15 protein-coding genes are annotated in these 10011 nt (G+C 65.1%); 8 read left to right on the top strand and 7 right to left on the bottom strand.

Annotated features, from left to right (window positions below):
• Positions 1–94 precede the first annotated feature (94 nt).
• Together HWN72_RS08730 and HWN72_RS08725 are read right to left on the bottom strand one after the other, a co-directional pair.
• Complete coding sequence (locus tag HWN72_RS08730; RefSeq protein WP_008829415.1) at positions 95–463, bottom strand: hypothetical protein; 369 nt, start codon at positions 461–463, stop codon at positions 95–97.
• Positions 453–653: a hypothetical protein gene (locus HWN72_RS08725; protein WP_008829416.1), complete on the bottom strand. Its 201-nt coding sequence runs from the start codon at positions 651–653 to the stop codon at positions 453–455. The genes HWN72_RS08730 and HWN72_RS08725 overlap by 11 nt, the downstream gene beginning before the upstream one ends.
• 101 nt (positions 654–754) lie before the next feature.
• On the opposite strand from HWN72_RS08725, the gene HWN72_RS08720 reads away from it, so the two are divergent.
• Both HWN72_RS08720 and HWN72_RS08715 read left to right on the top strand, forming a co-directional pair.
• Complete coding sequence (locus tag HWN72_RS08720) at positions 755–1405, top strand: S24 family peptidase (protein WP_008829417.1); 651 nt, start codon at positions 755–757, stop codon at positions 1403–1405.
• A 166-nt stretch (positions 1406–1571) separates the two neighbouring features.
• On the top strand, positions 1572–2252 hold the full coding sequence (locus tag HWN72_RS08715; protein WP_036524398.1) for an MBL fold metallo-hydrolase: 681 nt from the start codon (positions 1572–1574) through the stop codon (positions 2250–2252).
• Here HWN72_RS08715 and HWN72_RS08710 read toward each other — a convergent pair.
• On the bottom strand, positions 2249–2641 hold the full coding sequence (locus tag HWN72_RS08710; RefSeq protein ID WP_008829419.1) for an MAPEG family protein: 393 nt from the start codon (positions 2639–2641) through the stop codon (positions 2249–2251). The genes HWN72_RS08715 and HWN72_RS08710 overlap by 4 nt on opposite strands.
• Positions 2642–2802: 161 nt before the next feature.
• On the opposite strand from HWN72_RS08710, the gene rpmF reads away from it, so the two are divergent.
• The 5 genes from rpmF to HWN72_RS08685 all read left to right on the top strand — a co-directional run bounded on the left by rpmF (position 2803) and on the right by HWN72_RS08685 (position 5928).
• Positions 2803–2982 (top strand): 50S ribosomal protein L32, encoded by a 180-nt coding sequence (gene rpmF, locus HWN72_RS08705; RefSeq protein ID WP_008829420.1) that lies wholly within the window; start codon positions 2803–2805, stop codon positions 2980–2982.
• 36 nt (positions 2983–3018) lie between these two features.
• The gene (gene plsX / locus HWN72_RS08700; protein WP_008829421.1) at positions 3019–4092 is read left to right on the top strand and encodes a phosphate acyltransferase PlsX; all 1074 of its coding nucleotides are present in this window, start codon (positions 3019–3021) and stop codon (positions 4090–4092) included.
• On the top strand, positions 4092–5063 hold the full coding sequence (locus HWN72_RS08695; RefSeq protein WP_008829422.1) for a beta-ketoacyl-ACP synthase III: 972 nt from the start codon (positions 4092–4094) through the stop codon (positions 5061–5063). Before plsX ends, HWN72_RS08695 begins: the two co-directional genes overlap by 1 nt.
• A gap of 108 nt (positions 5064–5171) precedes the next feature.
• Complete coding sequence (locus HWN72_RS08690; RefSeq protein ID WP_008829423.1) at positions 5172–5468, top strand: integration host factor subunit alpha; 297 nt, start codon at positions 5172–5174, stop codon at positions 5466–5468.
• A 28-nt stretch (positions 5469–5496) separates the two neighbouring features.
• The gene (locus HWN72_RS08685) at positions 5497–5928 is read left to right on the top strand and encodes a MerR family transcriptional regulator (protein WP_008829424.1); all 432 of its coding nucleotides are present in this window, start codon (positions 5497–5499) and stop codon (positions 5926–5928) included.
• Between the two features lie 4 nt (positions 5929–5932).
• On the opposite strand, the gene HWN72_RS08680 is transcribed toward HWN72_RS08685, so the two are convergent.
• The 4 genes from HWN72_RS08680 to HWN72_RS08665 are packed head-to-tail and all read right to left on the bottom strand — an operon-like array spanning position 5933 to position 8699.
• Entirely contained in the window at positions 5933–6709 is a 777-nt protein-coding gene (locus HWN72_RS08680) for a hydrolase 1, exosortase A system-associated (RefSeq protein WP_008829425.1), read from the bottom strand.
• Complete coding sequence (locus HWN72_RS08675) at positions 6706–7383, bottom strand: hypothetical protein (RefSeq protein WP_008829426.1); 678 nt, start codon at positions 7381–7383, stop codon at positions 6706–6708. The genes HWN72_RS08680 and HWN72_RS08675 overlap by 4 nt, the downstream gene beginning before the upstream one ends.
• Complete coding sequence (locus tag HWN72_RS08670) at positions 7383–7643, bottom strand: phosphopantetheine-binding protein (RefSeq protein ID WP_008829427.1); 261 nt, start codon at positions 7641–7643, stop codon at positions 7383–7385. Before HWN72_RS08670 ends, HWN72_RS08675 begins: the two co-directional genes overlap by 1 nt.
• 36 nt (positions 7644–7679) lie before the next feature.
• A complete protein-coding gene (locus HWN72_RS08665) occupies positions 7680–8699 on the bottom strand; it encodes a GNAT family N-acetyltransferase (protein ID WP_008829428.1) in 1020 nt (339 codons plus the stop codon).
• 26 nt (positions 8700–8725) lie between these two features.
• Between HWN72_RS08665 and HWN72_RS08660 the strand changes: the two genes are divergently transcribed.
• On the top strand, positions 8726–10011 hold a 1286-nt coding region (locus tag HWN72_RS08660; RefSeq protein WP_248005888.1), incomplete at its 3' end, for an AMP-binding protein.

Raw genomic sequence — 10011 nt, 5'->3', positions numbered from 1 at the left:
CTGACGGAGGGGGCTTTGAGCGCGCTACCCCTCCACCACCGACTGCGTCGGCGGTCCCCCTCCCCATTGCTGCGCAACGGGGAGGAGTGCGGTCTCAGCAGTCCACCAGCACCAGCACTTCGATGTGCACGGTCATGCGCGGCGGGTCCTGCCGGTGCTCGACCGACGTTAACGCCGCGTCGGCCACGAGATGGCGCGGGACGGTGAATTCGTGGTCGGGCAGGGCAGCGATGAATGCCTCTCCCTTAACCACCGCTTCGGCGCCTTCGAAGGCCACCGCGATCGTGTGGCGGGCACCGGAGAACGTGGCGCTTGCCCAGTCGCGCTCGGCATGGCTCAGCAGTTCGGCTTCGGAACCGGCGAGGCCCAGCACCTCGGACAGCAGCCGCAGCCACGGACCGCGTGCCGGGGCCTTTGCGGGCACGAAAGCCTGGCGCATTTCTCGAACGAGTTCAGACTGCATGGCGGTTCTCCCCGGCGCCGGTAAGGTAGGTCTGCATGAACCGCTCGACTCGCGCGGCGGTATCGCCACGGGGCACCCGGCCGTTGCGCAGATCCGCGACGAAGCGCGGGTCCTGCGCGGCAAGGCGGCCGAATTTGGTCCACGGCATGTCGGTCTGGCGTAGGAAGCGCTCGATGTCGCGCAGGAGCATCCGGTCTGGTCCTTTCATGTAGGAATTCGCTTGATGTTTCTATTTTGTTCCGTTCTAAATCCTACATGTCTAGGAAATTTCCTACGGATACGGATTACAAAATGGTAAGCGACCCGACCCGTCTGCGCCTGCTGGAACTGGCCGAGAAGCGGCGCGTGAGTTTGTCCAAACTCTCGGCCATGCTCGGCAAGAATCCTACATATCTGCAGCAATTCATCCGCAAGGGCAGCCCGCGCAAGCTGGAGGAGCATGATCGGGGGATGCTCGCACGGTTCTTCGGAGTGAACGAGGCGGAACTGGGGCAATCGAAGGAAATTTCCTACGCCGTTTCGGAGCAATCACGCCGACGCAGCTGGATCGACGTCCCGCGCCTGGCGGTAGGGGCCTCGGCGGGGCCGGGGGCGACGGCCGAAGGAGAGCAGGTGGTGGACACCATCCGCTTCTCCGGGCGCTGGCTGCGGTCGATGGGGCTACAGCCGGAAAACCTCTCCACCATCGTGGTGAGCGGCGATTCGATGGAGCCGACGCTGCGTGACGGCGATGAAATCCTCGTCGACCGGACCTTGCGTGCCTTGCGCGACGGTATTCACGTCGTTCGGCTGGGGGACAGCCTGCTGGTGAAGCGCATCGACGTCTCGCGGCCGGGGCTGGTCGTTCTGATCAGCGACAACCCGGCCTATCCGCCGGTCGAATGCGGCGCCCGCGACGTCGAGGTGATCGGCAGGGTGGTCTGGAAGGGCGGGCGCATCTAGAGTTTGTTCTGTTGAAGCGGCACCGGCCCACGCCCCCACCCGACCTCCCACTAGTGTATCCTTGATGGGAGGTCGGGTGGGGGCGTGGGCCGGTGCCGAATCCGCCTGAAGCGGACAAACTTCAGCCCGGTTGCATTCGCGGCGCTCTGCGGCCATTTCCAAGGGCATGACGCAAGGCACCGAACAACAGATGCGCGTGGGGATCATTCCCGTCACGCCCCTCCAGCAGAACTGCTCGCTCCTGTGGTGTACGGCCACGATGAAGGGCGCGCTGGTCGATCCCGGCGGTGACCTGCACAAGCTGAAGCAGGCACTGGAGAAGACCGGGGTGACGCTGGAGAAGATCCTCGTTACCCACGGCCACCTCGACCACTGCGGGCAGGCCGGCGTGCTGGCCAAGGAGCTTGGCGTGCCGATCGAGGGGCCGCAGGAGGAAGACCGCTTCTGGATCGCGCAGCTCGACGACGACGGGCCGCGCTGGAACATGGAAGCACATACCTTCGAGCCCGACCGCTGGCTGGAGGATGGCGACAAGGTCACCGTGGGCGAACTGGAACTCGACGTCGTTCATTGTCCGGGGCACACGCCCGGCCACGTCATCTTCCATCACGAGCCCAGCAAGTTCGCCATGGTCGGCGACGTATTGTTCCAGAACGGCATCGGCCGCTGGGACTTCCCGCGCGGCAATCTCGACGATTTGCTGCACTCGATCACGCAGAAGCTCTGGCCGCTCGGGGACGACGTTACTTTCGTCCCCGGCCACGGCCCGGTGAGCACTTTCGGACAGGAGCGTCTGACGAATCCCTACGTCAGCGACGAGGCGATCAAACGCGGGCTACCGGTCTAGAATCGCCCCGTCGCGATCAGCACGGCCATCAGTGCGAGTCCCAGCAACGTCAGCACCGAGACGATGAAGCCGGCCGCGCGCAGGGGAGATTTCTCAGCCTTGTCCATCCCGATCCCGTGGGCGATGCGCGCCAGCAGATAGAGTGCGCCGACGATCGCAAGCCATTGCCCGGCCTTGCCGGAAAGCTCGATAGCGGCGACCAGCATCAGCACGAACGGCGCGCTCTCGCCGTAGTTGGCCTGGGCGCGCATTCGGCGCAGAAGCACGGGATTCTCGCCGTCTCCGTGCCACACCTTCGCCGCCATGCGCGCCTTGCCGGTACGCACCGCCAGCCAGAAGGCGACGACGGCTGCTGCGGCGGACATGCTGAGGGTGGTCTGCAGAATCATATAGGCGTACTCCCGATTGGTGACGGCTTGATGGTGGAGGGAGTAACGGGTTGCAACTCGCGTGAAATGGGTTATAGGCGCGCCTTCGCAAGCCGCCGTGTCCCTACCCGGTCACCGGCGGCCTTTTTGACAGACACGTATTTGCAGGAACAGGTGCCGAAATGGCTGTCCCTAAAAGAAAGACTTCGCCCTCCCGCCGGGGCATGCGCCGCAGCCATGACGCGCTGAAGGTTGAAGCATTCCACGAATGCGGCAACTGCGGCGAACTGAAGCGCCCGCACAACCTGTGCAATTCTTGCGGCCACTACAACGGTCGTGAAATCGTCGCGGTCGAAGTCTAAGACTTAGATCCTACGACGTATTTCGGAGAAAGCCCCATGAGTTTGCCGCGTATCGCTATCGATGCGATGGGCGGCGACGAGGGCGTGCGCGTCATGATTGAAGGCGCCGCGCTTGCGCGCCGCCGTCATGACCGTTTCAAGTTCCTGCTCGTCGGTGATGAGGTGCGGATCAAGGCCGCGCTCGAAAATCATCCGAACTTGCGGGCCAGCTCTGAAATCCTGCACACCGATGGCGTGATCAGCGGTGAGGACAAGCCCAGTCAGGCGCTTCGCCGGGCCAAGGGCACGTCCATGGGGCGCGCGATCGAAGCGGTGAAGCTCGGCCATGCCGGGGCTGCCGTCAGCGGCGGCAATACCGGCGCGCTGATGGCGATCTCCAAGCTGACCTTGCGCACGATGCCCGGCATCGATCGTCCTGCACTGGCGGCCCTGCTGCCGACGCTGGGCGACAACGACGTCATCATGCTCGACCTCGGTGCCAATACCGAGTGCGACAGCCGCAACCTGGTCCAGTTCGCGATCATGGGCGCGGCCTATTCGCGCGTGGCCACTGGCCGCGCCGAACCGCGTGTGCGTCTGCTCAACATCGGCACCGAAGAAACCAAGGGCACCGAGGAACTGCGCGATGCAGCCGCTGTGCTCAAGGGCGCGGCCGAAAACCTTGCGATGTCCTTCGACGGCTTCACCGAGGCGGACAAGATCTGCCGCGGCGACGTCGATGTGGTCGTGACCGACGGTTTTACCGGCAACGTCGCCCTAAAAGCGGTGGAAGGCACGGCCCGCTTCGTCGCGGACCTGCTGCGCCGCGGCTTCAGCAGTTCGCTGCGCTCCAAGATCGGGTTCCTGATCTCGAAGCCGGCGACCGACCTGCTCAAGCACCACCTCGATCCCAACAATCACAATGGCGCGGTCTTCCTTGGCCTCAACGGCATTGTCGTGAAGAGCCACGGCAGCGCCAATGCTGCAGGCGTGGCCAATGCCGTGGCGGTCACCGCCCGGCTCCTGGAGGAAAACGTGACCGAGCGTATCTCTGCCGACCTGGCCCGTCTGGGAGGGTCGACCTGGCGCATGCCTAAGGGGCTGACCGGCGTACAGGAAGAGCGCGCCTGATGATTCGTTCGGTACTGATCGGAACCGGCTCCGCGCTCCCGCGCAATGCCGTCAGCAACGCCGAACTGGCGGAGCGGGTCGATACCAGCGACGAATGGATCGTCGAACGTACCGGCATCTCCAACCGCCACATCGCCGAAGCCGACGAGACGACCTCCAGCCTCGCCACCGAAGCGGGGCGCAAGGCGATCGAGGCTGCGGGCATCGATGCCGAATCGATCGACCTGATCGTGCTGGCGACCGCCACGCCCGACCAGACGTTCCCCGCCAGCGCCACGATCGTCCAGAGCCGGCTCGGTTGCCGTGCCGGTGGAATCGCCTTCGACGTTGCTGCGGTGTGCTCGGGCTTTCTCTATGCCGTCGGCGTTGCCGATTCGATGCTGCGCACCGGCATGGCCAGGCGCGCGCTCGTCATCGGGGCCGAGACTTTCAGCCGCATTCTCGACTGGGAAGACCGCACGACTTGCGTGCTCTTCGGCGATGGCGCGGGCGCCGTCGTGCTGGAGGCACAGGAACAGGTGGGTGAAACTCCCCGGGGAATCCTCGCGACCCGGCTTCACGCCGATGGCGCGCACAACCAGTTGCTCTTCGTCGATGGCGGTCCGTCGACCACGGGGACGGTCGGCAAGCTGCGCATGAAAGGCCGTGAGGTCTTCCGCCACGCCGTCGTCAATCTTGCGGAAGTCCTGCGTGAAGTCATTGAAGAGGCTGGTCTTTCCACCTCTGACATCGACTGGCTGGTGCCGCATCAGGCCAATGCGCGGATCCTCGATGCGACGGCGAAGAAGCTCAGCCTGCCGCCCGAAAAGGTGGTCATGACGGTCGGCCAGCACGCCAATACCTCGGCTGCGTCGGTTCCGCTCGCACTCGACGTGGCAGTGCGCGACGGTCGCATCAAGCAGGGCGATCTGGTCATGCTGGAGGCCATGGGTGGCGGTTTTACGTGGGGTGCGAGCCTAATTCGCATCTGACGGGGGACAGTACCGCTCCGGTTGCGTTCAATATTGGACGCACCGTTGATTTCTTCCCTGTTTCTAATATTATCCGTCGCATCGGCGCACTATGGGGATGCGGGATTGATGCGCGCTACGGATACTTTGACCAGGGCCGAGATTGCCGAAGCGATTCATCGCAAGCTGGGCATATCCCGTGCCGAGTCGCTTGCCATGGTGGAAGCGATCCTGCAGCACATGACGACGGCCCTCAGCGATGGCGAGAACGTCAAGATCTCGGGCTTCGGCACTTTCCTGCTGCGCGACAAGGGCGAACGGATCGGCCGCAACCCCAAGACCGGCGTGGAAGTGCCGATCACGCCTCGGCGCGTCATGACCTTTCGTGCCAGCCAGATGCTGAAGGACCGTATCGCCACCGATTGACGGAAAATTCCGTCGGGAAAAGGCAGGTATGGACGTTTCAGGACTCGGCGCGCCCGCAGAGGTGACGCTTTTCGACGAATCCCCGCTATTCGATGACGGGAAAGAGCCGCAGGCGCTGCGAACCATAGGCGAGGTTGCGAAAGCGCTCGCCATTCGTCCGCACGTCCTGCGCTACTGGGAAGAGCAGTTTGCTTCCCTTCAGCCGATCAAGCGCAGCGGAAATCGGCGGTATTATCGTCCGGAAGACGTGGCGCTGATCCGCGACATCGATCGACTCGTCCATCGCGAGGGGTACACTTTGCGCGGTGCCGCCAAGGCGATTGCCGAAAAGTCGCCTTTCGAGGTGAAAGGTAACCCGTCGCTGGCAGTGGTGAAGCCGGAAGGAGTGCCGACGGGCGATTGGTACGGCAGACTTTCCGCGATTCGCGAAGGTCTTGCCGAGGCGCTTGCACGGGCCTGAGCGCTCAGGTTCGCAGCATTTCCAGGACCTGGCCAAGCAGCCAGTCCTGCGCATCCGCTTCGACGTAGCTGTGGCTGGCCCCGGGGCAAGTTCGTATGCGCCCGTCAGCCTTGTCCCATCGCGAGAGAAAGGCGAGGCCGGTGCGGTCGCGCCCGGCGATCAGGAAGCGGACGGGGCCTGTAAAATCCGCGATCCCTTGCGATATTTCAGCGGCAAGGCCGGTCGGCGCAGCAGGCGTGGGCCGCGCGGCGGAAGCCAGGCTGCGGGCCAGTTTGATCAGCGAAACCTTGCCCGTCAGCAGGCGACCGATCGCTGCCGGGTCGGCAAGGCGCCGCCGGTAGTGATCGCGGACCACTTCGGCGGGCGCGTCCTCTTCGTCGGTCTCGATGGTCCAGGGATTGGAGAGGGCCAGACCGTCCAGCCCCGCGCCGCGAGCGAGCATGAGCGCGCTGGCGGCATCGCAGTTACCTAGGCCGATGACGCGCCGTACCTGCGGAGCCCGGGTGCGAAGGGCCTCCAGCGCGGCGGCAATGTCGACAGCGCTCGCCCGAAATCCTCGGTTCTCGCCCTCACTGTCGCCCACACCCCGGCGGTCGAAGCGCAGGACCGGAAATCCGTGCGCAGCGATCCGCGCGGCAAAGTGAGCCTGACCGTTCCATGCCCCTGCACGGATCTCGTTGCCGCCCGACACCAGCAGAAGCGCGGTCGCACCCGCAGCATCGTCAAGCGTGGCAACGAGCCGGTCCCCGGCGCAGTCGAATGTGAAGTGCCGCCGCGTCACCGCCCGATTGCCCTTGCAAGGATGGCAGAGAGGGCATCGGCTTGATCCGGGCTTTCGTCCGGCTCCGCACGAAGCCACAGGCCGCCGCCGCCGCCGAGGTCTTCCTGAGCGATGGCGGTCGCGGTCTCGTTCGCGACCATCGATTCGAAGTGACGGTAGAAATCGGCTCCAAGTTCGTATCCGGCAAGCGTGATACCGTGCTCCAGAGCCGCCTCTGAAAGGGTCTCGCGGTTCTCTTCCCGGCCGGCCTCTCGCGAGGACAGGATGCGCGCCCGCATCATCTGACGCAGAATCGCGGACGCCTTTGCCGGAGCGTAGTGCAGCGCGGGGAGGTGCCGGGGTGTGAACAGGCAGCCGCCGCGAATTCCCAGCGCGTGCGTGGCCCCGAAATGGTGCGCGGCGGCGGTCACGGCATCCAGCCAGTCGGCAGGCTCCTGCACATGGAGCGGTTGCAGGCTTTCGTTGCAGCCTGGCAGGTCGAGCAGGACGCTGTCGATCCCTGTCGCATCCAGTCGCCGCATGACGTCCACGGTGAAGCGCCGCAGCTTGTTGGCTTCGTCAAACAGGGCAGGGACGATCAGCAGGCGGCGTTCGCGTCCCGCATCACGGGACAGCGCGAATTCCTCGCTGGTTCCGCCGCCGGGGAGCGGGCAGGGCCAGCGTGCGGGAACCATCAGGAGCCGCGCTTCGCCTCTACGAAGGTGAGTAGCGCGCCGTAGGTTTCCAGCATCTCGCCTTCGATCTCGTCATCCTCGATGATGATGTCGAGGCGGTCTTCCAACTCGGTCAGGAGACCGGCGACGGCCATCGAATCGAGTTCGGGAAGATGCCCGAACAGCCCCGTGTCGGCATCGAACGTATCGGCCTGACCCGGCTTCAGCCCGAGCACATCCGTCAGTATCCGGCGCAGCAGCAGGTCGTTTTGGTCTGGCATGGCCCCTCGGCAATCTGTCATTCTTGACGGCGCCCTCTAGCCGCGCTTCGCACTTGCGGCAAGTGATCGCAGGCCGATCCTGCCAAGAGCAGGCCAGTTGCGGGGATTCCAGGGGCGGAACATGTCGAGCCGGAAGCGTGGGCGCTGCGTGTCCATCCAATCCTGCTTGTAGGGATCGTCGCCGGTGCCGAAGTCGACAAGCTCCACGCGGTCGATCTCGATGACGTGGCGCATCAGTGCGGCGGTCAGCACCGAGCCGGGGGACAGCGGCTTCGCGGCCTCGCGATGGGCGAGCTTGTGGATGAAGGCAGTGCCGCCCTCCACCGTCCACATCTGGGCAGCGATGGCGGGGCTGTCAGGATTGTCGGCGGAATGGGCGAGGGCAAGGCGCAGGCGGCCCGCTGCGCCTTCCGCTTCGGCAAAGGCGCGCAGGAAGGCGGGTGAGCCTTCCTCGGGCTTCCAGCTTTCGGCGTAGATCGCCTCGTACTGGCTCCAGGCTTCGGCGTCGAACCGGGTCAGGATGCGGGCCACGACCTTGCCGGTCTTGCGCTTCAGCGTCGTGCGCAGCTTTCCCGGGCGGGTCGCGAGGTAGTCCTCGAAGCCGCGCCCTGCGACCGGCAATATGCGGTTGGTGTCGCAGACTTCGCGCCGGACGAGCCATCCCGCCGCGCCGAAAGCGGCGGCGAGCGTCGAAGCCGTCTGATCTTCATCGGGAAGTCCGTGCAGCGTCACGCGATGAGAGCGCCGCGCGAGGTCTCGGGCGAGGTCGCGAAGCGGCGCGTCTCCGTCGAGAATGGGACGGAACCGGAAGGTGTACCAGTTGCTCAGGGCGGACAAGTGCCCCGAACTCGCGGAAAGCGGAAGGACCGCCGTGCCCCGGGAAGACCGCGCCACCGCGATCAGAGGCGCCATGCCGCAATGCTCGGCAAGACCCTGCCACCATGCGAGGCGGTCGAAGGGCGCGCGTTGCTCCGCGTCGGAGAGCAGCCGTGCAAGCGCCTCATCCGATTGCACTTCCTTAAGATCGGAGTGATAGTCGATCTGCAAACTTGCCACGTACCCTCGCGGAGCCTCCTCTTCTCATGTCCGGCCCACCCATGCTCGGCGAAACGCCTTACAGCGCCGAAAATCCGGTCTTGCCGCTCGACCACCTCGTGCTGAGAGGCGCCGATGCGGATGATGCGCTGGTGCTGCGCGAAGGCGTTCTTAGCTGGAAGGACTTAAGAACGCGTGTCTCCCGTCTGGCCGCCTGGCTGGCCCGCGAAGTCCCCGAGCGGGGCGCGCGGGTGGCGACGTGGGCGACGAAGGGCGAACTCACGTGCCTGATGCCTCTGGCGGCGGCACGGGCGGGACTGGTGCATGTGCCGGTCAATCCGCTGCTCAAGCACGCTCAGGTCGCGCATATCCTGTCGGACAGCGGCGCTGTGCTGCTGATCGCAACGCCGGCCCGGCTCAAGACGCTGGAGGCTGGCGACGTGCCGGCCGATTGCCGGGAACTGGGCGAGGCGGACGCGCTGGCGGTGGCTGCCGAACTGGCCGGCGAGATGCTTCCCTCACAGGCCGATCCCGACGATCTGGCGGCGATTCTCTACACCAGCGGGTCCACGGGGCGCCCCAAGGGCGTCATGCTCAGCCATGCGAACATGTGGCTCGGTGCAGAGAGCGTCGCCTATTATCTCGGCATGGTGCGGGACGACCGGACGCTGGCAGTTCTGCCGCTGTCGTTCGACTACGGGCAGAACCAGCTGCTTTCGACATGGTACGCCGGTGGCTGCGTGGTGCCGCTCGACTACCTGATGCCGCGCGATCTGGTGAAGGCGGTAGAGCGCCACGCGATCACCACGCTGGCCGCGGTCCCGCCCTTGTGGGTGCAGGTCACGGAGATGGAATGGCCGCCCGAGACGGCGGCGCGTCTGCGACGGCTGACCAACAGCGGCGGCGCATTGACCGTCGATCTCGTTCGCCGGTTGCGGGCGCTGTTCCCTCAGGCGCGGCTCTTCCCGATGTATGGGCTGACGGAAGCGTTTCGATCGACTTACCTCGATCCCGATCTCGTCGACACGCACCCGACATCGATGGGCAAGGCCATTCCTCACGCAGAGATACTCATTATCAATGAGTTGGGTGACGTTTCTCAGGATGGAGAAGAAGGCGAGCTGGTCCACTGCGGACCTTTGGTGGCGCAAGGCTACTGGCGGGATCCCGTCCGTACGGCCGAGCGCTACAAGCCTGCTCCTGCCGCGTCGCGTTATGGCGGAATCGCCGTCTGGTCAGGCGACCGGGCGAAGCGCGAGGCTGACGGCCTGCTCTACTTCGTCGGGCGCCGCGACGCGATGATCAAGAGCGCGGGCAATCGCATCTCCCCTCA

The organism is Novosphingobium sp. HR1a, from assembly GCF_015594425.1.
In the GTDB taxonomy this organism is placed as follows: Bacteria; Pseudomonadota; Alphaproteobacteria; order Sphingomonadales; family Sphingomonadaceae; genus Novosphingobium; species Novosphingobium resinovorum_A.
The sequence above is the reverse complement of the archived record's forward strand: the minus strand, read 5'-3'. Positions and strand labels throughout refer to the sequence as shown.

Bases quoted from the DNA above. Each gene is read 5' to 3' on its own strand.
- rpmF (WP_008829420.1), top strand. From the start codon at position 2,803: ATGGCTGTCCCTAAAAGAAAGACTTCGCCCTCCCGCCGGGGCATGCGC.
- HWN72_RS08720 (WP_008829417.1), top strand. From the start codon at position 755: ATGGTAAGCGACCCGACCCGTCTGCGCCTGCTGGAACTGGCCGAGAAG.
- HWN72_RS08710 (WP_008829419.1), bottom strand. From the start codon at position 2,641: ATGATTCTGCAGACCACCCTCAGCATGTCCGCCGCAGCAGCCGTCGTC.
- HWN72_RS08715 (WP_036524398.1), top strand. From the start codon at position 1,572: ATGACGCAAGGCACCGAACAACAGATGCGCGTGGGGATCATTCCCGTC.
- HWN72_RS08690 (WP_008829423.1), top strand. From the start codon at position 5,172: ATGCGCGCTACGGATACTTTGACCAGGGCCGAGATTGCCGAAGCGATT.
- HWN72_RS08730 (WP_008829415.1), bottom strand. From the start codon at position 463: ATGCAGTCTGAACTCGTTCGAGAAATGCGCCAGGCTTTCGTGCCCGCA.
- HWN72_RS08670 (WP_008829427.1), bottom strand. From the start codon at position 7,643: ATGCCAGACCAAAACGACCTGCTGCTGCGCCGGATACTGACGGATGTG.
- HWN72_RS08725 (WP_008829416.1), bottom strand. From the start codon at position 653: ATGCTCCTGCGCGACATCGAGCGCTTCCTACGCCAGACCGACATGCCG.
- HWN72_RS08695 (WP_008829422.1), top strand. From the start codon at position 4,092: ATGATTCGTTCGGTACTGATCGGAACCGGCTCCGCGCTCCCGCGCAAT.
- HWN72_RS08685 (WP_008829424.1), top strand. From the start codon at position 5,497: ATGGACGTTTCAGGACTCGGCGCGCCCGCAGAGGTGACGCTTTTCGAC.
- plsX (WP_008829421.1), top strand. From the start codon at position 3,019: ATGAGTTTGCCGCGTATCGCTATCGATGCGATGGGCGGCGACGAGGGC.
- HWN72_RS08675 (WP_008829426.1), bottom strand. From the start codon at position 7,383: ATGGTTCCCGCACGCTGGCCCTGCCCGCTCCCCGGCGGCGGAACCAGC.